This window comes from Cohnella sp. GCM10020058 (genome assembly GCF_042683485.1).
Classification (GTDB): domain Bacteria; phylum Bacillota; class Bacilli; order Paenibacillales; family Paenibacillaceae; genus Cohnella.
In genome coordinates this window covers 118,698-142,963 of sequence record NZ_JBHUJV010000009.1, presented here as the reverse complement: position 1 = coordinate 142,963, position 24,266 = coordinate 118,698, and the positions used below count along the sequence as shown (strand labels likewise).

Genomic DNA, 24,266 nt, shown 5'->3' with positions numbered 1-24,266 from the left:
AGGTTATCGAGGTTGTAACGAGAATTTTCTCCACATCCTTTCCCTCCCATTGTCGCGGGGGCGCAAGCGAGATGCATGACAAAAAGAGACTTAGAATCAACGATTCTAAGTCTCTTTTTTGTCGCTTTTATGCCTTTGTTTCTATCATTCTGGCAATGATTGTCGCAAACTCCGCTCTGGTAATGCCTTGTTCAGGCTTGAACGTATTGTCTGCATAGCCTGTAATAATCTTGTTGGATGCGAGCGCGTCAATGTATTCGTACGACCATGCATTTCCTTTAACATCTTTGAATGACGTTTGTCCGGTGCCCGTTAACTTAAAGGCTCTGGCAATGAGTGCCGCTAGCTCGCTGCGACTCATCTTCTCGTCCGGACGGAATGTTCCGTCGCTGTATCCGGTCATTAAGCCCGCTTCGGCAGTTGCGCCGATAAACTTATTCGCCCAATGCTTGGAAGATACGTCTGCAAAGTTGCTTTCTTTTCCTTCAAGTCCCATGTAAGTGGCAATAACCTTAATGGCTTCGGCACGCGTCAATCCTGCGTTTGGACGGAACGTGCCATCGGCGTAGCCCGTCAGTAATCCCTTGGCAATAAGGACGTCAATGCTTGCTTTAGCCCAGTGAGTCGTTACATCCGTGAAATGAACAACTTCCGGCTCTTCTGGAGGTGTCGTTGTTTCTGGAGGCGTTTCGGTCTCTCCACTACTTGGAGGTGTTGTTCCATTATCGATGATGGGGCCCGGATTGCTTGAAACGTATGGAAGCGCCGGTACAAACGAGGAGAGCAATCTGGCTTTCGTTTGTTGTTCAAGCGCATAGCCCATGCCTAGAACCTTTGCATCATCCCATGCTCTGCCCACAAGCTGCATAGAGATCGAATATCCGCTATCGTTCGTCCCTACGGGAACAACTACCGTAGGCAGACCGACATTGGACGTCAATACGCCCGTGCCGCGGTCGGAACTTAATTGGGAGGCGGCTGCATCATTGTTGTATACGTCGCTAATAAAACCTGCGTAAACGACGGCATCGACGCCGTTCGCGTCCATCCAGCCTTTAATAACTTCCTTATAGTCCGTTCGATACTTAATGTAATCTTGTACAGCCTGTTCCGTCATACGGGTAGGTGCCGAATAATCTCTTTTATTATAGATAAGCACCTTATCCGAAGCTAATACGCTTGCTCCATCGATGTAAGGGAAATCTTTATGAAGCTCAATATAACGTGCCCAACCCTCCGTAGATCCGTTAATACCTGAAGGACGAGTAGGCGCTGCCGGTAATGCCGACATCTCAACCATGGTCGCGCCGGCTGCTTGAAGCTGCGAGAACTTATCCATGACGGCTTGTCCAGTATCATCGTCAGCATAGGTAGATACGAAGGATGAAGGAATATATCCGATTTTCTTTCCTTGCAAGGCATTAACGTCTAAAGATTCCTTCCAGTCGACTGGACGTTTGTGATCTGCATCGGCAGTCACTGTGAAAATATCCTTTGGATCCGTACCCGTTGTCGCATTCAACATAATAGCCAGATCCGTTACCGTTTTAGCAATCGGACCTGCATAATCTTGTCCCCAAGTGAGCGGAATCACGCCCGTCGTGCTTGCCATCCCGTCCGTACCGCGGAAGCTCTTCAGGCTGGCGCCTGTAGTCGGCGCATAGAGAGATACCCCTGTTTGCGATCCCATTGCCGCTGCCGCAAAATCAGCCGCAACCGATACTGCGGACCCGCCGCTCGAGCCAAAAGATGTTTTGGATGGATACAGCGCGTTCCATGTTTGCTGCCAGCCACTCTCGCTAAAGCTGCCGCTATTCGCAAACTCGGATGTGTTTACCTTACCGATAATGACGGCTCCGGCTTCTCGCAGCTTATTGACTTGGAAGGCATCGGATTCAGGCTGCCAGCCCTCGAGCGCTTTGCTGCCGCCTGTGGTCGGCATATCCTTCGTATCATAAATATCTTTTATCGCAATTGGAATTCCCAGCAAGTCGCCTTTTGCACCTTGTGCGCGAGCAATGTCAGCCGCTTGTGCTTGGCTAAGTGCAGTCTCCGATACATGCAGGAAGGCATGAAATCCTAAGTGACCCATATCGTATGCCTTAATTCGATCCAGATAGGCTTGCGTAATTTGTACGGAAGTGGCCCTGCCATTGATCATATCCTGCTGCATTTCTGCAATCGATTTATTGGTAACGTCATAGGGGGATGAAGTTACGAATTGATTGGCTGCAGGCGCATTTGGAATATTCAGCTGATCTCCCGTATCAAGTCCCTCGATGCCGGAAATATCCCAGTTGCTGATCGAACGAATTTGCGCGTTGCTTAATCCGGCTACATCCAGCTGACCGTTAAGTCCATCCAGCGTAGCGACCAGATTATTTAACCCTTCTTCACCGGTTTCTCCGACTTGCACATAATTGACGAGAGACTTCGACTCGCCCGGCTCAATATGTAAGGTATGAATAAATCCATAGAAATTCGCTTCATTTCCGGATTCGGCTAACGGCGTCGTAAATGGATCCTTTTGCTGGTCGCCTAATCCGGTTAATCCATTATCGAATGGATCCGGAGATCCGACTGCGATACCTAGCGGCTTATTGTTTCTAGCGGTGCTGTCGACAACAACCCATGAATCATCCGTCGTGACCTGGAGATCGTGCGAAGAGGTTGCCTTTACGACTGCGGCATTTGTTGTCGTACCATAACCTAGTGAGCCACCGAAAGAGACATCAACCTTCACGGCCACGTTATTTGTATTCGTGAAAGTATCAAAGAATCTCGTTCTGTTATTTTTGGTATCAACGTAAACCTCGCGGGTGATCAATATATTTCCCAGATTTACAGATTGCGTGGAAACAAATTTATTAACGCCGTCATAGGACAAGTTAAACCCGCGCATCATCTGACCATTCATCAGCGAAGCTGAGGGCGATGACACTTTAACAAAGATATTGCCGAAGCCTTGTACTTGCGTCGTACCGACCGTACGTAAACTTCCCGTGTCTAAGCTAGGGGCAAAAGCATCGTGAATCTCCCATACCGTGCCGCTCTCCGAGGTAACGCGCGTTAAGGCATCTGCCGATTGAAACGGAAACACGCCCGTTGCAATCACGGATAACGCAATTGAAGTAGCAATAACTTGCTTTTTACCTTTACGCAGACGTTTTAAATGATTCATTATGTCGTATCCCCTCCTATGTATGTAAGGAAATATAACAACATAAAGAGAGGGGGTCAATACTGATTCTTAAAACTTATTATTTTTATTGATATTATCCTAAAAATAACGAAATAATTTGTTATGTTTAATAACAAATAAAATTTTATATTACATAAACATTACATAGATGAATAGACGCGTCCAGACATTGTTGACGCACCCACCGATCCGGACTCGACAGAGTTAACATTAACTTTATTACACAAGCACACCAACATTCCTCTTTCGCAAACCGCTTCCTCGCGCATAGCCTTAGCCAACAGCTTTGCATGTCGACTTGGGGGGATTACAGCGGATAATCTTATAGTGGTAAAATATAGATAAAAAGTTGGGGGGTGAAGGGATGTCGCTGCCACTGTTCTCCTCCACGGATAAGAGCGGACGGATGACGATGCTCCTGCCGGGACGTCGCGTCGGACGCACGGCTCCGCTGATGCCGTGGCTGCTCACAGCCGGTGCACTGTGGTCGCTGACAGGCTCCGTGCCCTTCGGCACACTGCTCGGCATGGCACCGACACCGGCGATCAACATGCTCCTCGGTCATCCGGTCACAGTGGGCGTCGCCGTTTTGCTGCTGTTCGTCGCGATCGGTGCGTCCGGCGGCGTGTACTCGCGATCGATTGAGCAGTTTGGACAGGCCAGGGTGGCTGGCCTGTTTGCGACGCTATCGGTAACAGGAGGACTTGCAGCAGCCGCGGGAGTCCTCCTGCTCTGGACGCTGACAAGCGACTCGTCGCGCCCCTTTGACCTCGAGGCCATAGCGACATCGCCGACGATCCCGCTAGAGCTCGGCGCTGTAGTCGGAGCTAGCTTTGCCCTCTGGGCCGCCATCGCGCTCCTGCGGCTGCCCGGCTCTATCGCCCACGCCCGGCGGCGTCAGGCGGATATCGAGCGACTCCGCGCGGAGGGTTTGTCATGCACCGGGACGTTGACCGCCGTAAATTTTACTAACAGTTGGCTCCATAATTATCCGATGTTCACGATTGAGGTAAATTATATGGTTGACGGTGCTCCTCGTGTCGTCTCCGCACACATGCGCACCAGCGCCGACCGCGTTCCCCTCGTCGGGTCGCGAATGATCGTGCTGACCGACGATCGCGGAACCACCCACGTGGAGCTGGACCTGGCGAGTGGAGCGGCATTCGAGCCGGACGTGGGAAAGTTCGCTCCGTCGGACGGATGATTTTGCAGCCCTGATGCAACATGGTTATAAGGAGTTCAAGTCAACGGCCCTCGTATGACACTTCGGAGGCTGGCAGCGTCAAGTCAACAATTTGATCCCTAAAGGACGCCTCACCTCCGAGCAGCGAAAGACCTTAAACATCTTGTAGACTATAAGATCGTCGTGCCCGAGACAAAAAGCCGATGCTAAAACTGAATCCTAGTTTTTCGTCCTTAACCCTTCTGCCTCGGCAAGAAGGGTTTCTTGGGCCTCAGAGGGCCCATTTGGGAGTACGAGTACTAATACTCCGGCATCTTCCAACCCGTTTCCTCATCCCAGATGGCATCCGTATCATCTAGATGTACATGCCAATCCCCATTAGAAATACTTCTTCTAATATCCGTCAAACAGGTCAACCAATAAAACAGCGCATGTAATGTATCTTCAAAATCATCTGAAAAGGGTAGCATTGTTGAACCTGCAAAGATCACTGTTGGTTTATCCTGATCATAGTCATAAACACAAAATGTTTCTCCAATATCCTTCATTTCAAAACCCGCATTGTATTTATCAATGATGTCCGTTATCTCTTGCTCCTCACTGTTGGTAAGGCTATGGTTTCTCATACAAGTGTAATATACAGAAACTCCCATGCTACAATCCTCCTTTTTTCTCAGCATATCAGAACGAATGTTGGATACTTATCTATGAAATCTGGAGTTGGGCCACTAACGCCTCTCTCTTCGCCGTCACTTATGGCAGTATTCCCCTGGGTAACTAATTACCCAAAAGCCACTCCATCAGCAGCAATACCCGCATCAATTCATTCAGAGGAAGTCGGGTTTATACTCTCCCCATGCTAACCTCCTTTAAAACCCAGTTAATCTTTCGCTGAAGTTTATGTATGTCTCTTGTTCGATAGCTCATAAGCGGGTCGTCCCAATTTTCACTGTGCTCTTCACTGTCGCTTATTTCAATTAAAACTAATCGATATCTACCGCTAGGTTTATGCGCAGGATACCAACCCAAATCCAATATTCTTCGTTTTTCTTCATTTCTAAAGTAGAAGATATCTTCTTGAAATTCATCTTTATGAATGTACCCTTTATTTATGAAGTTCTCGGGTTCCGATTCGGTAAAGTGATTCCATACAACCGTCCAATCCTCTGGAATTTTCAATGGTACAAGTGGCAGTGGCATGGGCTCGTCCACTCCATTCCGTTAATATTTTTCACCATTACTTATGATAAGGTTGAGCTAACGGTCCTATCGGCGAAAAATGCGAATCATGCTGCCGTAGCAGCTCTCAGCGTGCGTTTATTACGTGATTTATTTCAGTTATGCTATATAATATTGTGGTTTAAAGTACGTCGCCCCACATGCATTGGGGAACTTCCCATAAAACGATGTATCAGGTCTTTCGGCACTGTGGTACGGCTCTCCGCGCTGTCCGTCTATCGTCCATATAAAGACAAAATACCAGCCGCTTTTTTAATTAAATGTTCTCTGATATGCGAAGGGCTCAAACATTCGCAGTGATCGGTAAACCTTAATAAGGAGTCATAACCTTGCTCATTATCTTCCAATGATATTGTTGCAGTGTACCAGCCATCCGTATAAGAAACCATACAATCTTCACCATAATAATCTATCATCGTCTTTTTAATATTCTCATTAAATCTAATTTGAACGTTTATCCATGATACTTCTTTGGAGAATGATGCATCCATCTCATTGATTTCAAAGTTGCTCGGGACAAATGTAGTCTCTGATAGGGAAATATTAGATATCCGGTAAACTCTAAATGTTCGAAACTCCTGCTTTGTCCGACAAAAGCCTTGCAAGTACCAATGATTTCCCTTGTGAACAAGTCGGTACGGCTCGACTTCCCGGTTGGACGTCCTTCCCTGTGCGTTGCAATATTCAAAATATAATATTTTCTGCTGATCCAAAGCTCTTTGCACGCATTCTAGAAATTGCTCCAAACGAGCATCTGCATACCACGGCGTCAGGTCAATGACGATTTGTTCCGTTTGTCTTTCAACCAACGATAATTGATTACTAGGCACCATACCTTTGACTTTAATAATGGCATTTTTGGATTGCTCGTCTTTTAATACAGATTGAACGCCTAACAAGCCAATAAGCATCGTGCGAATGTCCTTGTTTGTGAAAAGCTTTTTATCTACTTTATATTCTTCCAGAATACCGATGCCGCCCTGACGTCCAGGGTAGGTTATGATCGGAATACCCGCCTGATTGATTGCTTCAACATCGCGGTAAATCGTACGGGTAGTCACTTCCAAAATTGCGGCCAACTCTTTAGCATCCATTTTTCTGCGTTGCATGAGAAGCATAATAATGGAAATTAATCGGTCAATCCTCATTCTGTCACCCCCTCTACCCTTTAAACTATGACATAATGTTGTCAAGTTTTCCATGTTACAATCAAATCCAATTCTATTATTGGAGGTTGGACCGAATGAACGAGAACCAAATGTTGCAACCTGAGAACCATACCATTACCCCCTGGGTCACTACAAAAAGCACAGAAAAATTGATTGCTTTTTTGGCTTCCGCATTTAATGCACAGGAACTGGGCCGGGTATACAATGCTGACGGAAGCATAGGACATGCAGAGGTACGCATCGGCGATTCAAAGATTCTGATGTTCGATTCTCCTGCCGAATGGCCGTCGTTTCCTTGCTTGATCCGTCTGTATGTGGGTGACAGCGATGAATTTTATGCGCAGGCCATAAAGGCCGGCGCTACATCCATGACGAAAGTGATAACCCAGGCATGGGGGGAACGAGGCGGAAGAGTAGTTGATCCGTTCGGGAATATATGGTGGATAACATCCAAAATAGAGGAAGTTAGTCCTGAAGAAATGATAGAGCGGTCAAAACAGCAAGCGTATATCGATGCTATGGAATATGCCCAGAAGAGCTTTAATCCATTTTTGACGGATGTGGAAAAGAGCAACTAATTAGTCGAATCCGAGGGCCACACTCGCCCGCTCCTCTGGGTGTCTATGCGGTAATCGGAATATTTGCCCCGGAAAAATTCACGGCCAAGCTGCTCGGCGGCGGTAACCGGAGAGCTTGGGTCATTCACCACCTCGCCGCGGCTGTTGCCGAAGCCTCGCACGACACCAACAAATTCGGAGTCTGTGTAACGGGAATACTCCTGAATTTGATGGATAATGCCGAGCGAGGCGCCCGGATAAGTCTCCTCGGAAGCCAGCGCAAGGCCAATGCGCTTGCGGGACATCCTCTCCATAACATGGGCCGATTCCGAGTACGACGCTGCATAATAGCAGAATGTGCGATCGAAGAACGCTTTTGTCTGGGCCGATAAGCCGTACCAGTACACCGGGGAACAGAACACCACACCGTCGGCCGGTAGAAAGTCATCGAAAAACAGCGTCCGGTACTGGTCGGCAATAGCGCACTCGCTGTCCGGAAGACGACAGGTCCGGCAATCATGGAGAAAGCTTGAAATGTACGAGTCGATGAACCGCAACGATACCTGAGTCCTCACCTGCTCCGCCCCACGCTGAACAGCTGCTGCAAGCACGGCAGAATTCCCTTCGCGTCGCGGGCTGCCAACGAGGATAAGCAGCTTTGGTGAATGGTTTTCTGGATTCAATTCTATTTCCCCTTTCCAAATGCGGTTTTATGTTCAACGCTTTTCTTATCCTCATTGTAATAATGAAATTACAAATTGAATAATGATCGATATTGATATTTGTATCATTATTTCTGATATCCCTTTGGAGGACTAATCGTGGAACTGATTGACCTCAAAGTATTTTTGAGCATTGCAGAAGAAGGTAGTATTTCGCGGGCAGCTGAACGATTGGAGTACGTGCAGTCGAATGTTACCGCGCGAATCCGTAAGCTGGAGTCTGAATTGGGGGTAGCGTTGTTCCACAGACATTCCAAAGGCGTCACCCTGTCTGAAAAGGGGATCGTATTTCGCAAATATGCGCTAACGATTATGAATTTGTCCGAAGAAGCGGTTAAAGAGGTCCGGGAGACCTCTTATCCAAGCGGCCCCTTAGCGATCGGCGTTGTAGAGACCGTTACGTGCGGAAATTTTATGAACATCTTATCAGATTTTCAATTGCAATACCCTGATGTATCGCTTTCCCTAATAACTGGAATTTCATCGGAGCTTCTTGCCAAGGTGCTAAGCTATCAATTGGATGGCGCCTTCATCACTGGTGATATCAAGTCGCCTCAGTTGATTTGTGAATATACGATGCAGGATCAGGTCAAGCTGCTGACCCAAAAAACAGATGAGGTTTACCCGGACCTGCAGAATACGAAATGGGCTGTTTTTCCGAAGGGATGTCCATTCAGAGCTATTTTGGAGGAGTGGCTTGGCAGCAAAGGAATACCTCTAGTGAATATGATTGAAATCGGCTCGTTGGAAACGCTGCTGAGTTGTGTGCGGTCCGGTCTTGCTGCTACGTTGCTGCCTCAATCCGTGCTGACTGGAGCCTACAAGTCGCTGGGTGCATTCACGCTTCCGGCAGCGTTCAGGTGTACGCAGACAAACCTGGTTCGCCGGAATGCTCCATTTTCCAGTAAAGCCTTGACAGCTTTCGTAGATATGGTGAAGATCGCTGGCCTTGATTGAAATTCCACTCGGTGCCGTTTTCTGCCTCTATCCCCTGTCTCCCTCCTCTATGATGTGGAGGTAAATAAAGTCTTAAACTGCGGCGGCTGCAATGATTAAACTGTCAGTCCCCGTTAACATGGAATCCACGTTAGGGATTCGCAAGCAACATGGAGAAAAGCAAGGATTGTCGGTGAAATCCACTTTTCTTTATGCCAGGCTATCTGTGTCGCTACTCTATGTTCGGTCATCTCCCAAGGAAGGATAGCGAATTCTCCTCTTTCCAGCTCACCCGATACGGCCAGTTGAGGAAGAAATGCAGCGGGGTGATTCGGTGCAGCGTAGAGTCTAAATGATTCTTCTAGTAATTGCTGAGTGAAAAGTCCCGATGAAATCCTTTCGTGATTATCGCTATCACTCGGTCAGAATGAAATCAATTCAGTTTTGGGAGGGACTTTATCATGGAATATGAGATTTTGGAGCTAGGCGATTATACCCTGCAGTCAGGTGCAGTGCTAAATAACGCTTTTCTCGCATACAAAACTTATGGGACTTTGAATGCTGAGAAGAACAATGTTATTTTGTACCCTACAGCTCTGGGCGATACCCATCGAAGTAATGAATGGTTGATCGGCGGAGGTATGGCACTGGATCCAAATAAATACTTTATTGTTGTTCCAAATCTGTTTGGAAACGGCTTGTCTTCATCCCCTAGCAATATGGAAATACCGTCAGATAAGAACTCATTTCCTCTCATTACGATCTATGACAATGTGCGAATACAGCACCATCTCATGATGTACAAACTAGGGATTAAGAAGATTGCTCTGGTCACAGGCTGGTCATTAGGAGCTATGCAAGCCTTTGAATGGGGAGCCGCTTATCCCAATATGGTTCAACGGATAGCACCTTTTAACGGAACAGCCAAGACTTGGCCTCACACCTATGCCTTCTTTGAAGGTGTAAAGGCTCCACTGGAGACTAACGACACGAGTACAAGCTTACGAGCTGTAGGACGTATTTACGCCGGATGGGGACTCTCGCATGCGTTCTATCGTAATAGCTGCTACAAGGAGCTGGGGTACGATTCATTAGATGAGTTTATTGCCGGTTTCTGGGAGCAAAACTTTCTTACGCTTGACCCTTACAACTTATTGGCAATGATTCGCACAGAGCAACATGCCGACATCAGCAATAATCCCTCGTACAAGGGTGATTTCAATAAGGCGCTCCAAAGTATCAAGGCCCAAGCCTGCATTATGCCAGGAAAAACAGATCTCTACTTTACGCACGATGATAGCATGTACGAAGCCGATCATATGCCGAATGCATGCATACATCCAATAGACTCCATTTGGGGACATTTTGCTGGAAGGGGTATTCATCAGCCTGATATCTCATTTATTAATGATGCACTAAATAATCTTCTATCCAATTGAATTTCATAAATCAAAAGCCTTGCTGGGCTTGAGGTTCTAAGACAAGAATGGGTGTACCTCCCCAAATCTCGAAGTGTTTAGTACCCTACCATACACCCTTCTTACAAAGTGGTGTCCAAAAAGAATTCAGAAAATATGGCGACCTGGTGGGCGCCAAGTATTATCATTCTGATTGTGCATAAGAACGTCCTCCCGGGCGTTTTTTTTCATTGTTGAACTTAAGCTAGATGATAATCGCAAATAGGGAAATAAACACTTTTTAAATGATGAGTGTTTAAAATGGTTAATTATAGGTTTAGTAAATCGGCTGGTCGTTCGCCTTCCCTTCGCTTGAGATTCGCGGCAAGACGCTGCTCGCACATCTGTCGGACGGCACCGTCTACAATGTAGCCCCGGGCGGCGACTGTTTTGTGGACCATCCGTTCTAGGACCTCGCCTTCGCGCCGTCGACCGAGACGCTGACGACCAACAACGCGGCCGGTACGCCGGTATCGCCCAGTACACCTGCTCCAGCAGCAGCACGCGCATAAGCTGGTGCGAGTTAGGTTATGCGTCCATGTGATCGCTTTTACAGTTTGAACCTCACAGATAATATCTGACCCTCAGTTCGGCTCTTTTACCTTTAGGGGGAGCTGAAAGCTCCAAATCGGCGGCTTTCATATGTTAGCGCATAACGGAGCAGCAAGTAGGCATCCGATGATTGAAGGAAGGGTATCCCCCTATAATCGCATGCAGTTCCCCCGAGACGACATCGACGTACTCTTGACCGCGTTCCCGCGCATCTGAAAATATGGTTTCAAACGCTTTTTTGAACGTTTGAGCATTCGATATCATGGGTTCAACCTCGCTTTTAGTCGAGTATAGCGCAGCCCATATATTGAAAATCAAGTGATACGAGTAGCGTGTTGTGTTCCGTTGTTGTGAGTGTGGGGTGACAATTCTGAACAATCCAACAGCCTGAACGCACCCGCCTGCGCTGCGATCCTTCTAAGCAGCCCTCCCCCGTCCCTGGGCATGTTTTTACCGTCACTCATGTACTGTTCCACCGATTAATCCAAGTGCCCGATACACCAGTACAAGCACTAGCCACATTAATCAAATTTCCCATGCTAACCCCATTTAAAATCCAGTTAATCTTCTGTTGAAGCTTATGTATGTTCCTTGTCCAGTAACTCATTAACGGATGATCCCAATTTCCACTGCTCTCTTCACTGTCGCTTATTTCTATTAAGACTAATCGATATCTACCGGAAGGTTTATTTGAAGGATACCATCCCAAATCCAAGCAGCTTAATTTCCTTACAGGCCTATACGATAGAGCTGAGGGAAACAAACAAATGCAAAATCAAATTCACTCGACTGCAAACTATTTACGGTATGTGGCTGGCAGTGGGACAAATTACGCTATTGCAAGTCTAGATACATTTCTTCCTGTAGACTCAGGATCATCACCTGTATGCATATCCTGTGGGGTTAAGAATCTGGGTGGAGCAGAGTTTCAAGGTGATGGGTCAAATCGAGCTTTTGGCGTTAATCAATATACAGTAAGAACTTTACAGTATGGGGTTATAAATTTAGACTATAATTCCGTTGTTGGCTTGAATTATGTTGGCAAAACACATCAAATAAATAGCAAAGGGGAAGTGACAAGAGAAGGCAGAGCCAGCAATGGAAACATGTTCTGGTCCGAAGGTAATCTAAGTCCTAATGGTGGAAGTAATTATACTAGTATTGGTGCCTCTACTTCGGCAGGAAATCCACTTGTTGTAGGAGCACCAGCAATTGATTATACAACAAATATTAAAATTGCAGGTAAACAATACGTAACTGTTACCACAAGTTTAGATAAGTTCCCCGCCTATGAGGGGTACTTAAGTATTAATGGAGGACCATTTAATACACTTTATCAATATAAAGCAGTTGGAGGGTTTTCTAATCTTTATAACAATCGCGGGAAATTTACAAGAACATTCAAGTATTTGTAATAGAGGGTGGTGAGCAGCTTGTTATCAAAATTATTTCTTTCAAGTTTGTTATCCTCTATTATAATCGCTGCTATTTTTCCTAACGAGTTCTTCTTCCTTTTTTATGGCTTAGTATTTTTCATTATTGTTCTTATTTTCATGTCGCTCTTATCGTTTTCTGAATTTATCTTAAAGAGATTAAAAGTTACAAACTCATTTTACTATCTAATAGTTTATATTATTTTGGGTGCACTTTTCTTCTTACTATTTCAGCGACTTACTTTTGGGATAATTTCATTAATAATGGTTGTTACGTATTTTGTAGTTGATTCTCTCTTCAAAAAATATGTAAAGAAGAAACTCGGACAACGTTAGGTGCATAATTTATTAATTAACTGCTAAGCTTGCCATTAAACTTGTTAACCCAAAGCCTTAATTAACCCTTCTGCTGCGGCATGAAGGGTTTTTTCGCGCTTAGGGACGGTGATGCTCTGAGAGCATGGTGCGGGCTTTGATGTTCGATTGGTTAAGAGGATAAGGAACACTAGGTTATAACTTGTAACAAGGGTATAGCTACAACCAGCGAAAGCTTTGGCACCGAAATGTACAGCCGTTTTCATCAAACTATTGCAAATCCTCATTATTCGAAAAAGTGAAAGATAGGGTCCCAGATTATTCTACTTGCACTGTGTCAACACTCAACAGTTCGTCTTACGTAGAATTTTGTTATTTTAGTAGCAAAGCAATAAATTCTGCCCTGAACATGAGATATGTTTCACGTGAAGCATAAATGTCGAAGGAACATGTCTCACGGCAATCCCTAACAAGTGAATATTGCAAGCAGTACAACTTAACATTCGATATCAGCGAATCAGATTGGCTTTTTTGTGGGGACAATAATATATTTTTGTTGGGACAATAATTGGGAAGAGATGTCCTCCAAAAAGATGGGGCGTCCTCCATCAAACAATCCCAAAAGCGAAACGATCAAGATACGTATGAATCAGGATACGATGAACAAGCTCGATGCTTCCGCCGAGAAGCTAAATACGACGCGTTCAGACATCGTTCGCAAAGGGATTGAGAAGGTTTATGACGAGCTACGCAGCTTATGGCAGTGTTGCAGTCAGCGGCGCGAAACCGATTAAATTGCCGCTTAAGGCGCTCGCCTCTGAATGGGTGAATGGCGACCAAGCCAATTATGGTCTTGCGCTCTCCTCGAACAGCGAGGACCTTTTGACGCTTACATCCTCGCAAGCCTCCGACCTGAATGCTCGCCCGCAGCTGCATATTCGTTATGACACGCCCGATAGCCTTCTGAAAAAGAATTCCCTTTTTAACCTGAATTCGCTGCAATTGTTCCAATACGTTTATGACGCCCAAAACCGGCTGCAGGACATTATGCTCCCGACCGGCGACCGCATCCACTTCACGTACGACGCCCACGGCAATCTCACGAGGCGGGAGCTAATCGCGAATCCGTCCGCATTGACGGAGGAGACCGAGCCGGCCGAGTAGACGCCCGCCGTTATGCCTGTATCAACCGGCAAATCTATCATGATCGAAAAAGTGAGGAGAACCTACGCGTGAAGAAGAAAAACCGCCTGTCGTTCATGCTCAATCTGCTGCTTGTGGCCAGCTTGGCCGTCGTACCGATTCCCCCGCGCGCGTATGCCAGCGACACCGTCGACAATTCCGCCGCGCTAAACGGCATAGAGACGCCCAAATCCATCTATGAAATGGCTGCTAACTCCCCGTCCGCGGGCGTTGCGGAAGGTGAGCAGATCTCCGATGTGTCCGGCGCGCTCAAGTATGGCGTCACCGACTTTACCCTGCCTGGCCGCAACGGACTGGACGTCAACGTTAGCCGAATCTATCAGAGCAACGCCGCGCTGGTCTGGAGCCCGAAGGCCGTCGCGCAGAGCTCGTCCGCCGGCTTCGATTACGACAACCAGAAGGAACCCACGACCTACGAGGAGCGCACGTCCAACCTGGGCGTCGGCTGGTCCTTCGCCTTTCCGTCCGTAGAAATCCGCGGTACCAAGCTGCTCGCGCATCTGTCCGACGGCACCGTCTACGAGGTGGCTGCAGGCGGCAATGGCTTCGTCAATCGCCCGCTTCAGGATCTAACCTTTGCGCCGTCGACCGAAACGCTTACCACCAATAACGCATCCGGCACATCGGTATCCGCCACGGCCGCTTACAAGATGACGGACACGCTCGGCACGAGCGTTTACTTCAACAGCGCAGGCAACTGGATCGGCACCAAGGATGCTTATGCCAACGTCATCCTCGTGCAGTACGCCAACCAGCCGATTCTTGAAGGCACGCCATCTCCTCTTATCAGCAAAATTATCGATACGCTCAACCGGGAGATCACGTTTGCCTATACGACGAACTCCGTGACGATTACGTACGCACCAGGCAAGCAGTTTGTGTACGGAAAAACGCTGATCAGCAACGAAGGCAAGAAACGCAACCTGTCCACTGTCGAGAATGAACTCGGCGAGAAGACATCCTACGCGTACGACAAAGGCGAAGTTTACTTCGACTATGACTCCACCTCGGGTCCGAACGGTACAGACACGCTCTACTCCGATCTGGAGCGGATTACATATCCGACCGGCTCCTCTACGAACTATGTATACACGGACAACCTGGTAACCAAGCGTCTGGGCGACAAAGGGTATATTGGTTACTATCGCGTAGCCGCCCGTTACGACCAGATCAAGGATACCAAGTACAACTACACGACCTTTGATTACACGAATAACGCAGACTTCACCAATCCTGCGCAGACGAGCTACGCAACCAAGCGCACGATCATCAGCAATCCGAACGCAGCATCGCACATTCCGCGCGTCGAGAAAATCTCACTCACGACGAACCTAAACGGCCAGCACCTGGTCACGAGCGTGATTGCGGAAAAAACCGGCGAGTACAGAAGCGAGACTGGCTACACTTACGATACCGCCAAAAAATTGCCGACGACGATCACGGCAACCAGCCATGATTATACGCAGACACCGGCTGCATCAGGCACGGAGACGAATTCCTTTACTTATGACGTTTATGGCAATGTACTCACCGCGACCAATGCGGTCGGCCATGTCAGCACTTACACGTACGATACACAATTCCGAGGGCTTGCCAAGCGCGAGCAGACAACAGTTTCCGGCACCCTGACGGATGACATCGTCCATACGATCGACAGCGCCAAGCCACAAATCAACGCGACGACACAGAACTACACCGACGACAACGGCCAACCGGCCAGCCTTCAGTGGAGCTACTTGTACGACAGCTACGGCAATGTCACCCGTGTGACGCAGGCGCTCGAGGCCGGCAAGAGCCAGCGCACGGATATCGCCTACGACGCAGCGTACAAAAATGCATACCCGACCAGCATCAAGCAGTATGTAACGAGCAGCACCGGCACGAAGACGCTGGAGGAACGCTACGTCTACGACCTGCCGACCGGACGCGTGACCAAGCATTATGACGGCAATGCCGTTGCCGCGGGTGCGCCTGCGGGCAGCGAAGAGTCCTACGCTTACGACCCTGTCGGCCGTCTGACGCAGATTACGAACAAGAAGGTTACGGGAGAAACGGCGGCAGGAACGCGCACGTACGATTTCTCCTACAACACGAACCAGCAGCAAGCGACGCTCGTCTCGACCGACGAGGAAGGCAAGAAGACGGCCGAGATTTATGACGGTCTGGGCCGCTTGTACAAGGTTCAGATGGAAAAGCTCAACAACAACAACTCGCGCGTGTTCTACGATTTGCTGACCAACTATTACAATGAGCTGGGCGAATTGGCCTATAATGTAGATGGCGCCGGGCACCGGACCGACTACAGCTACGATGCTGCCGGACGCCAAGTGTCTACGACGTCGGGCGAGGGGCGCATCCTGGGCCAGGCCTTCAACGATCTGCTGCATCAATCGACGACGACCAGCGATTACGGCGCTGCCGTGACGCAGACGACCGATGCGATCGGCCGTACGACCGGCACGCAAATTCAAGGCGACATCGGCACAAGCCCGCTGACGACCAGCACTTCGTATGAAATCGGCGGCGACCCGTTGAAGTCGCAGACGACCGATGCGATGGGCGGCATCAGCAGCTTCAAGGCAAACGGACGCCATCTGCTCGGCGGCGTGACGCAGGCTGCCGATCCGACGGCTCCTACGACGACCTCCTACAAGTACAATCAGCTGGGCAGCTTGACCGAGAAAGTTTTTCCGGACTTGTCGTCCATTGTCTATAACTACGATGAGCTGGGACGCCGTTTGTCCAAGAAAGACTCCGTTCAAGGCACGGAGACGTACACCTATGACGACAACAACAACCTGACCGGCGGCAACACGCGCAAGGGAACGACTGTCACCAATACGTACGACGAGCTCAATCGCCTGAAGGGCTGGGCAAGCGGCGCAGAGAACGGCAGCTATACCTACTACAAGAATGGCCTGCGCAAGACGATGACCGACGAGACAGGAACGACGCAATATTTTTACCGGCTGGACAACCAGTTGGAAAAAGTCATCTATCCGGACGGCAAGTTCATTCAATACGCCTATTACGACAACGACCAAGTGAGCGCCATCACCGATCCGTTCGGCAAGGTCATCAACTACGAGTACAACCAGGATGATCAGATTAAAAAAGTAACCGTAGACGGCGCCACGCAGGGTGAGTACGTCTACCGCGACAATCTGACGACGACCGATCCGAGCTACAAGAAATCCTCGCAGCTGTATCAGTTGAAGCTGGCGGGCGGCAGCCTGCTCGAGACGTATACGCATGACGGTTATGGCCGTCTGACAAAGCTCGGGCAATCCGGAACAGGGTTCAACCAGGATTACGACTACAGCTACGACAACAACGGCAACATCCTCACCCGTGACGACGGCACGACGACCGGCACATTTACGTACGACGGCCTGAATCAGATTCTGACCAACTCCGAAGGCAGCGAGACCTACACGTACGACGCCAAGGGCAACCGTCTGACACTGGAGTCGAGCATCCAGAATCCGACTACCGACACGATCGACTACACTTACGACGATGCCGAACAGCTCAGCACGGTCACGCGCAACGGCGACACCGTCAGCTACAAATACAACGGTGACGGCCTTATGACCGAGCGCACCCAGACTGTGGGCGGCGTGAGCACGACGATCCGCTACTACTACGACGGTGCGAACATTATCGCCGAAGGCACGGTCTCCGGTAGCACAGTTACGTTTAAAGCTCGCTACGTGCGCGGCGCTCAGCTGTTGTACCGCGAGGATGCGGCGGGTAATAAAGCTTACTACCTGCACAACGGCCATGGCGATGTTACTGCCCTGCGCCAAGCGAATGGTACACTGCTGAACGAATACAGCTACGACATCTGGGGCAATCCGCTCGTCGCCAACGAGACCATCGATAACCCGTTTGGCTACTCCGGGGAGTACTGGGATGAGCTGACGACGCTGCAGTACCTGCGTGCGCGTTGGTATGATCCGGGGTTAGGACGGTTTATCTCGGAGGATACGTATGAGGGTCGGGTGAATAGCCCGCAGAGTTTGAATGCGTATGTGGAGAATAATCCGCTGGTGAATGTGGATCCGACGGGGTATTGTACAGCTAGAAATACTATACCTACATTTGGTAGCTGTGCCTATGGAACTTATGCTCATAAGGTTTTAGGAGGATTGTTCAAGCTACCAAATCTCATATTTAAAGAGCCAGTTGCTTTTACTGAGCCATATATTCGCCTTACTAATGGCAGTCAAGGAAGAGCTGATTATGTTTTTAAACAATCGAATAGAATTGAGGTTTATGAACTTAAACCTATTACCTACAGAAATAATTCTGCACTAAATGCCTCTGGAAAAAAACAGTTGCAAAGCTATATAAATGGTATTAATCTCAATGGATTTAGAGGAGACACTTCATTAAAAGCCAATAAAGGAGGCGGCCGATGGTTTTGCTGTCCCCAGTCCTTATAATTCAAATAAAGAAATTGCGTACTACACATATCCAGATGATCCAGGTATGATTTATTACGGCGAAAGAAATAAAAGAGACCCAAATCCAACTTACCAGCCGACAACCGAAAAAGCAAAGTCTAGTATTTGGAAAAAGATATGGGATACACTAAACTTTAGTATACCTTCAAATGAACCCACGCCGGATGGAATTACTAAACCTGGCACAGGTCAAGGTGGATCAGGAAATGGATTTCCCCTGCCCATACCATTTCCTAGGTTTCCTGTCTTCGTGCCATAAAATGGGAGGTTCTCTTGAATATTTCAAAGGCAATTCGGGATATTATCGTACCTGAGTTAAAAGGGATAGGATTTTCGTTAAAGCAAGATAAAAATATTTGGATTTTTAGCCGAGATAATGCTCAAAACCAAGAACAAATTGAAATCGATAAGAGTGACTGGTACAAAAATGCGATAAGAGTTCAATATTATACCAATAAAAAGAGTATTTCTTATCAAGCTTTACAAAATCAAGATGAAGAACAAGCTACGCTGACCATGCAAGATTTAAAAAACAAATTTGCTAATCATACTGAAATGCTGGCATTCGTAGAGCATAACAATGAATGGCTTCATTACGAAGATGAAACTTCTCTCTGTAACCTGTTACAAAATATAGTACAGGTGACAAAGGAGTCAGCTCTACTTTGGTTTAAACAAAATCAAACCAAGCCTAACTCCATTCCTCTGGATATGATTTTAACAAACGACTTTCAACAGGCTGCATATGAGTTTTTCGATACCAATAACTTAAAAGTAAATGACCCGTCTTGCTTAAATCATCTTGAGGAATTATTGATGCAAGATAACTCTGTAAAATCGATATTGTACGCTACTTTTTATTTAGGAGAAGTTTTCAGAATTAATTTAGGAGGTGGAACTTGGAGATTAGAAAACAAATCCACACTATTTTTGGACCGAGTTGGTAACCTTGTAAATATAAAGTTACAACCCTACCAATTCATAGAAAAATATGTTGAGGACAAAGAGAGCTTATACGAATACTTTCAAATATGGGATGACTTAGTTATGCATGAGAAAGCTTAGGCTGGTTAGGATTCTTTGAATTAACCTTAATTAATGGTGCCTATCTCAGTTAGGGCCACATGTGAGTAATGACTCCATGTGGTCTTTTCAACTTTGTTTATATTATATAGCGTTTTCTTATGAAATAGGCGGCGATCAGTTCAAATCGCAGACGACCGACGCGATGGGCGGCATCAGCAGCTTTAAGGCAAACGGACGCCATCTGCTGGGCGGCTTGACGCAGGCTACCGATCCAACGGCTCCTACGACGACCTCCTACAAGTACAATCAACTGGCCAGCTTGACCGAGAAAGTGTTTCCGGACTTGTCGTTTATTGTCTATAACTACAATGATCCGGGACGTCGTTTGTCCAAGAAAGACTCCGTTCAAGGCACAGAGACATACATCTATCAGGACGGCAATACGCCTACTACGACAACGGCCAAGCGAGCGCCATCATAGCCAACCATGGGATTGATATTAATTCAGCTGCTAATGGAGTCTGGCTACCTAGAAAAACAGGTCTGCCTGAAGTTGAGGTTAATGGCGTTTATGTTTCCACACACAATGGTTACCGTAGTGGAGATTACTTTGAGGAGGTTGCAATTCGGTTACGAATGGTAAAAACTGATAGAAATAAAGTGTTGGGTGTAATAGAGGATATACGAGAGGACTTGCTAACCGGCGTTTTAAGTTAGGAAATGAGGGTTGTATATGAAGGTTTACCAATTGAATTCTGATCATCAGGACCAATTATTTTACGATAATATGGAGCACAATTACCCCATTTACTTCGAGAATCAGTTTAATGGCGTGCCCGTTGAACGTTGGGGAGATCTTAAATTCTACTCCAATAAAGGTCTAGATCTAGATATAATTGCTTTATCAGCTGGAACTCTGGCGCTCAGTAAAAAAGCTATAGTGGCGACTCAGGATTTACTTGCTGATAAAGTTGAAACGCTTCCGCTTGAACATGACTCGTTGGAACTATTCGCTATCAACGTCATAAATATTATTCCGGCGCTTGACAGGAGTCGATCCCAACTAACATTATGGCCTGATGGAGAGATAAGAAAGATCACTCAGTATGCCTTTTCGCAAGAAATCATCAAAGATGCTGCGATCTTTAAGCTCCCTGAATTTATAACAACTTACATTTTCGTTACCGACGTTTTTCGCGAACGCGTTCTCCAGTACAATCTGACTGGTTTCCGATTCATCGAACTGTGGGACTCGGAAACTAATTCAGCAACCGAAGAGATGCAGCGCCAGCGTTACCTAGAAAAACTCGCCGAGATCGAACGTACCAAAGGACCGGAGTATAGCTTCGCCGAGGTCACTGAGCGAATGCGCAAGGAAAACAAGGCTGCCGTCAGCGGCAAGCAGAAACTCGAGTTGGACGAGAAGGACTCATTGCTAATTGGTGACCTGCTAGAGGATACTTTGACTTACGCATGGATGGATCCCGTTTATATCCCGCCGATATTTCTGGATATGAAGTGGCATCTAGTAGAGAAGGAACCAGTATTAAAGCTCGGCAGATAAATTTAAGTATTCGTAACAAGCGATGTATTTTTAACGTATTTATAACGGTTGATTAATAAAAATTGGACCCCTTTGACAAACATTGATAATCCTCTGGGATTTGACCAATGTAATCAAGGGGGTTTAGTTTTACGTCGACTATAAGATTAGATGAGAGATTACCTCATACGCCATAAAATCCGCTGGTTTTACGCCATCTCCTCTTCCGAATTGTAGCCGGCACCGAGAGAACAATTTTGATACGGAGTTACTACCAAAAAATTTCTTTTTCTCCCGACTGCCGTCATCTAAAGCGCCTATGCAAAAAGGCCAACCAGAAAACTTTGGTTGAACTGATAATACGAGAAACAGCTGGAGGTACTTATTTCAATAGGGTTATAGCAGCCGCGGGTGCGCCTACGGGTAGCAAAGACTTGCTAGTTCAGAGCGACGGTAATAAACTCAAAATAGAGAGCATTGAGCGGAAACATGAAACAGCAACGGTTTACAATATGACGGTGGATGAGTTCCATACGTATTTTGGAAGCGACCTTGGCATTTGGGTGCATAATACAGACGAATCTTGCCTATTTGGTGCATCCGGAGTTCAGGTTACAGGTAAGACATTATAGAAAGAGAACGGTAGCAAGGCAAGGATCGATGTTGAGAATCATAACCCTGGACAACGAGCAGGACAAATTCACTATCAAGTTGCAAACAATAAAAAGTATTTGTATGACCCCAATAAAAAAGCATTTGTGGATTCTAGCGGTAACACCGCTCCAAAAAGTGTAAACAATATGCTTGGGGATGCTAATTTTGTTAAAAAGCTAAATGTCGGTCTTACCCAGTATCTAAAAGAAAGTCCATACACACCATAAATGAGGTGAGCTAGATAATAAATTCTAAGATGCAACAGTTTTTTAGCAAAATGGTGGAAAAAGAAAAGGAATCAGAAACAATTATTAATTTAAATTCTATTATATAGGCTGAACTAAAGTACTTCGTTGCAACTTACCAGCTACGTCGTAAACGGGTAAAAGATGAAATAAAACCCACAAGGACGTGATCGAGATGCAAACCCAAACTCAAGAAATAGATTTACTTAAGTTGGCTATGCGTCAGGCTTCCAATAAAAGAATGTACGAACGGTATCTGGCCGTCCTACACCATCTGGAAGGCCATACGATCCGGGAGATCGCCAAGATGATTAAACGGTCAGAGAAAACGACCAGCGGTTACATTCATCACTATCGTGAAGGCGGTCTCGATGCGTTGGCGCTAGGACATTCGACAGGCAAACCGCATCGTCTGACCGACGAACAAGAGCAACAATTGTCTCAAACCATTGCAGATAAGCAGCCGGCAGAAGTCGGTATTGAAGCCAAGTACACCTGGACATTGAAACTCGCCATTCTTTATGTTGAGCGTGAGTTCGAGCAAACCTTTTCCGAAAGAGGCATGTCCAAATTGTTGCAGCGTCTGGGCTTCAGCCACACCAAGGCTACCTATACCTTGGAGCTGGCGGATCCAGATGAGCAAGAAGCCTTTCGCAGCAAGACATTTCCGGCTTTAAAAAAAAGCTTATAGACGGACAAATCGACCATTTGCTGTTTGAGGACGAATCGATGATCCGAGCATATCAATCCTTGCAGTACAACTGGTTTCCCAAAGGCCATCAACGCAAAGTTCCGACCTATGGCCGGCACGAAGGCGCCAAGTTGTTTGGCTCTCTCAACTATGAGACGGGAGAGATCGTGTACCAGGACGGCGAGCGTTACGATGCAGCGGCGTTTATCCAGTTCCTCAAAACCATCCTTAAACGCTATTCAACCGGCAAGATTATCATGGTGTTGGATAACGGGAAGATCCATCATGCGGCTCAAGTACAGCTTTTTTTGGAGAAACATAAGCGTCTTGCATTCGTCTTTCTGCCCAAGTACTCACCAGAACTAAATCTGGTCGAAGGGCTTTGGAAGTGGCTCAAGAGCGATGTCGTGCACAACGTATTCTACAAAAAGTTCTACCACATCCGCATTAACGTTGCCGCCTTCATGAAGCGTGCAAATGCCAATCGTACGGAGGTCATCGATTGTCTCTGTATCCGCCTGTAGATCATTTGTTCAGTGTATATAACTTTATTATTTTTCCTGAGTTCTTTGAGTGGGTAGGATGCATTCTGCTCAAACAAGATAGGATTGAAAATTTACCCAGTCGCTTCTCACAGAATCAATTCATTTCTGACAGGACCGCATTGGAAGCAGAATATAACCATATTCACATGAATGATCTACTCCCTGAAAATTTAAATCCCTTTCAAGTATTGGCTTTTTCTAAAAAATTAATTGAAGTTTGGGCGGCAATACTTCATAGGAAGTTTAGCCCAACAAAGAGGTTTATTCTCGTACTTTCCTTTGATGAAGAAGAAGTTGTAATACGCTTCTATACATTTAGGGAAAGTGAATCACAGTGGGTTAATATTTCTTCTTTAGAATCGTATATGGACGGGCTTATGGTAATTGAGGTATAAGATAATATTTAGACCTTGAGGATGCTTCTCAAGGTTTTTCTTTTACCCCCAATTCAATCAGTGTCGCTTCAGTCGTGAATCTGAGAATAAGCGGAAGCTATACTCCATGAAGGGAGTAAGTTATGCTAAATAAATTTACAGCAATTATTTTATCTATTACTACTATTTTTCTTTGTATGATGCTGTTTGAAATTATGATTAGAGGAGAAACTGACGCGACTCTAATCGTAGGCTTTGGATTGGTTTCAGTAATGTATACTGCTCCTTTTGTATTTGTTGCAGGAATTATCTCCTTACTGGTGGATAAATTAATAAAAAGTAGATTTAAAATTGCAGCATACCTAGCTTTAGGAACTTTATTTTCTTTACTAAGTATTATTATCTTTAGAGTTTCCCAGCAAGATACAATTTTATTTATTATTCTTACTGGTATCGTTTCATCATCTATAATGTATATAAGCAGATTTGTTAAGAGCAAAATCATCAATTTACTTGTCGTAACTGTTATTCCTGTGCTTTATATAATATTACTGGTTACGCTTTAGACAGAAGATCATCTCGAAGCGTCGAGCTCAGCTTCGACGTTTTAACTTAATCCTTATTAGTCCTTAACCCTTCTGCTTCGGTAAGAAGGGTTTCTTGCACATTCGGGCGGGGAGCTCTGGGGGCATGGAGTCGGTTTGGGTGTTTAATTAGTTAAGAATAAGGAAGGCAGAGTTATAGCTTGTAG

At 46.5% G+C, this 24,266-nt stretch carries 20 protein-coding genes; 15 read left to right on the top strand and 5 right to left on the bottom strand.

What is annotated here, in order from left to right; translation table 11 throughout:
• Positions 1-127: 127 nt before the first annotated feature.
• Complete coding sequence (locus tag ACFSR7_RS16225) at positions 128-3,181, bottom strand: amidase family protein (protein WP_378163275.1); 3,054 nt, start codon at positions 3,179-3,181, stop codon at positions 128-130.
• 385 nt (positions 3,182-3,566) lie between these two features.
• Here ACFSR7_RS16225 and ACFSR7_RS16220 point away from each other — a divergent pair, with 385 nt between their 5' ends.
• Positions 3,567-4,406: a hypothetical protein gene (locus ACFSR7_RS16220; protein ID WP_378163273.1), complete on the top strand. Its 840-nt coding sequence runs from the start codon at positions 3,567-3,569 to the stop codon at positions 4,404-4,406.
• A 278-nt stretch (positions 4,407-4,684) separates the two neighbouring features.
• Here ACFSR7_RS16220 and ACFSR7_RS16215 read toward each other — a convergent pair whose 3' ends face one another.
• The 3 genes from ACFSR7_RS16215 to ACFSR7_RS16205 all read right to left on the bottom strand — a co-directional run bounded on the left by ACFSR7_RS16215 (position 4,685) and on the right by ACFSR7_RS16205 (position 6,772).
• Positions 4,685-5,038, bottom strand: coding sequence for a hypothetical protein (locus tag ACFSR7_RS16215; protein ID WP_378163271.1), 354 nt, complete (start codon positions 5,036-5,038; stop codon positions 4,685-4,687).
• 190 nt (positions 5,039-5,228) lie between these two features.
• On the bottom strand, positions 5,229-5,585 hold the full coding sequence (locus ACFSR7_RS16210) for a hypothetical protein (RefSeq protein WP_378163269.1): 357 nt from the start codon (positions 5,583-5,585) through the stop codon (positions 5,229-5,231).
• Between the two features lie 254 nt (positions 5,586-5,839).
• Positions 5,840-6,772 (bottom strand): helix-turn-helix transcriptional regulator, encoded by a 933-nt coding sequence (locus ACFSR7_RS16205; RefSeq protein WP_378163267.1) that lies wholly within the window; start codon positions 6,770-6,772, stop codon positions 5,840-5,842.
• Positions 6,773-6,867: 95 nt separating this feature from the next.
• Here ACFSR7_RS16205 and ACFSR7_RS16200 point away from each other — a divergent pair, with 95 nt between their 5' ends.
• Positions 6,868-7,371, top strand: a complete 504-nt coding sequence (locus ACFSR7_RS16200; RefSeq protein WP_378163265.1) for a VOC family protein — start codon at positions 6,868-6,870, stop codon at positions 7,369-7,371.
• Here ACFSR7_RS16200 and ACFSR7_RS16195 read toward each other — a convergent pair.
• A complete protein-coding gene (locus ACFSR7_RS16195; RefSeq protein WP_378163263.1) occupies positions 7,368-8,033 on the bottom strand; it encodes a flavodoxin family protein in 666 nt (221 codons plus the stop codon). The two genes, ACFSR7_RS16200 and ACFSR7_RS16195, sit on opposite strands and share 4 nt — an antisense overlap.
• Before the next feature lie 138 nt (positions 8,034-8,171).
• On the opposite strand from ACFSR7_RS16195, the gene ACFSR7_RS16190 reads away from it, so the two are divergent.
• The 13 genes from ACFSR7_RS16190 to ACFSR7_RS16130 all read left to right on the top strand — a co-directional run bounded on the left by ACFSR7_RS16190 (position 8,172) and on the right by ACFSR7_RS16130 (position 24,081).
• A complete protein-coding gene (locus ACFSR7_RS16190; protein ID WP_378163261.1) occupies positions 8,172-9,029 on the top strand; it encodes a LysR family transcriptional regulator in 858 nt (285 codons plus the stop codon).
• A 440-nt stretch (positions 9,030-9,469) separates the two neighbouring features.
• Positions 9,470-10,447, top strand: a complete 978-nt coding sequence (locus ACFSR7_RS16185) for an alpha/beta fold hydrolase (protein WP_378163259.1) — start codon at positions 9,470-9,472, stop codon at positions 10,445-10,447.
• A 1,337-nt stretch (positions 10,448-11,784) separates the two neighbouring features.
• Positions 11,785-12,432: a DUF3238 domain-containing protein gene (locus ACFSR7_RS16180; protein ID WP_378163257.1), complete on the top strand. Its 648-nt coding sequence runs from the start codon at positions 11,785-11,787 to the stop codon at positions 12,430-12,432.
• A 1,071-nt stretch (positions 12,433-13,503) separates the two neighbouring features.
• Entirely contained in the window at positions 13,504-13,929 is a 426-nt protein-coding gene (locus ACFSR7_RS16175) for a hypothetical protein (RefSeq protein WP_378163256.1), read from the top strand.
• Positions 13,930-13,997: 68 nt separating this feature from the next.
• A complete protein-coding gene (locus ACFSR7_RS16170; RefSeq protein ID WP_378163254.1) occupies positions 13,998-18,416 on the top strand; it encodes an RHS repeat domain-containing protein in 4,419 nt (1,472 codons plus the stop codon).
• A gap of 294 nt (positions 18,417-18,710) precedes the next feature.
• Complete coding sequence (locus ACFSR7_RS16165; protein WP_378163252.1) at positions 18,711-19,502, top strand: hypothetical protein; 792 nt, start codon at positions 18,711-18,713, stop codon at positions 19,500-19,502.
• A gap of 76 nt (positions 19,503-19,578) precedes the next feature.
• Positions 19,579-19,944 carry a hypothetical protein gene (locus tag ACFSR7_RS16160; protein WP_378163250.1) on the top strand — a complete coding sequence of 122 codons (366 nt, stop codon included), beginning with the start codon at positions 19,579-19,581 and terminating at the stop codon, positions 19,942-19,944.
• Positions 19,884-20,180, top strand: coding sequence for an AHH domain-containing protein (locus ACFSR7_RS16155; protein ID WP_378164608.1), 297 nt, complete (start codon positions 19,884-19,886; stop codon positions 20,178-20,180). The genes ACFSR7_RS16160 and ACFSR7_RS16155 overlap by 61 nt, the downstream gene beginning before the upstream one ends.
• Before the next feature lie 16 nt (positions 20,181-20,196).
• Positions 20,197-21,027 (top strand): imm11 family protein, encoded by an 831-nt coding sequence (locus tag ACFSR7_RS16150; RefSeq protein WP_378163248.1) that lies wholly within the window; start codon positions 20,197-20,199, stop codon positions 21,025-21,027.
• 236 nt (positions 21,028-21,263) lie between these two features.
• Positions 21,264-21,638 carry a polymorphic toxin-type HINT domain-containing protein gene (locus ACFSR7_RS16145; RefSeq protein WP_378163246.1) on the top strand — a complete coding sequence of 125 codons (375 nt, stop codon included), beginning with the start codon at positions 21,264-21,266 and terminating at the stop codon, positions 21,636-21,638.
• A gap of 442 nt (positions 21,639-22,080) precedes the next feature.
• Positions 22,081-23,120, top strand: a protein-coding gene (locus ACFSR7_RS16140; protein WP_378163244.1) for an IS630 family transposase whose coding sequence is annotated in 2 segments (ribosomal slippage) — positions 22,081-22,581 and positions 22,584-23,120 — 1,038 coding nt in all. Because the reading frame shifts where the segments join, the coding sequence is not laid out codon by codon here.
• Positions 23,099-23,536 carry a hypothetical protein gene (locus ACFSR7_RS16135; RefSeq protein ID WP_378163242.1) on the top strand — a complete coding sequence of 146 codons (438 nt, stop codon included), beginning with the start codon at positions 23,099-23,101 and terminating at the stop codon, positions 23,534-23,536. Before ACFSR7_RS16140 ends, ACFSR7_RS16135 begins: the two co-directional genes overlap by 22 nt.
• Positions 23,537-23,658: 122 nt before the next feature.
• Positions 23,659-24,081, top strand: a complete 423-nt coding sequence (locus tag ACFSR7_RS16130; RefSeq protein ID WP_378163240.1) for a hypothetical protein — start codon at positions 23,659-23,661, stop codon at positions 24,079-24,081.
• Positions 24,082-24,266 lie beyond the last annotated feature (185 nt).

Coding starts and splice junctions, on each gene's coding strand:
- ACFSR7_RS16175 (WP_378163256.1), top strand. CDS start 13,504: ATGACGAGCTACGCAGCTTATGGCAGTGTTGCAGTCAGCGGCGCGAAA.
- ACFSR7_RS16180 (WP_378163257.1), top strand. CDS start 11,785: ATGCAAAATCAAATTCACTCGACTGCAAACTATTTACGGTATGTGGCT.
- ACFSR7_RS16215 (WP_378163271.1), bottom strand. CDS start 5,038: ATGGGAGTTTCTGTATATTACACTTGTATGAGAAACCATAGCCTTACC.
- ACFSR7_RS16160 (WP_378163250.1), top strand. CDS start 19,579: ATGTGGTCTTTTCAACTTTGTTTATATTATATAGCGTTTTCTTATGAA.
- ACFSR7_RS16185 (WP_378163259.1), top strand. CDS start 9,470: ATGGAATATGAGATTTTGGAGCTAGGCGATTATACCCTGCAGTCAGGT.
- ACFSR7_RS16205 (WP_378163267.1), bottom strand. CDS start 6,772: ATGAGGATTGACCGATTAATTTCCATTATTATGCTTCTCATGCAACGC.
- ACFSR7_RS16210 (WP_378163269.1), bottom strand. CDS start 5,585: ATGCCACTGCCACTTGTACCATTGAAAATTCCAGAGGATTGGACGGTT.
- ACFSR7_RS16220 (WP_378163273.1), top strand. CDS start 3,567: ATGTCGCTGCCACTGTTCTCCTCCACGGATAAGAGCGGACGGATGACG.
- ACFSR7_RS16225 (WP_378163275.1), bottom strand. CDS start 3,181: ATGAATCATTTAAAACGTCTGCGTAAAGGTAAAAAGCAAGTTATTGCT.
- ACFSR7_RS16150 (WP_378163248.1), top strand. CDS start 20,197: ATGAAGGTTTACCAATTGAATTCTGATCATCAGGACCAATTATTTTAC.
- ACFSR7_RS16200 (WP_378163265.1), top strand. CDS start 6,868: ATGAACGAGAACCAAATGTTGCAACCTGAGAACCATACCATTACCCCC.
- ACFSR7_RS16130 (WP_378163240.1), top strand. CDS start 23,659: ATGCTAAATAAATTTACAGCAATTATTTTATCTATTACTACTATTTTT.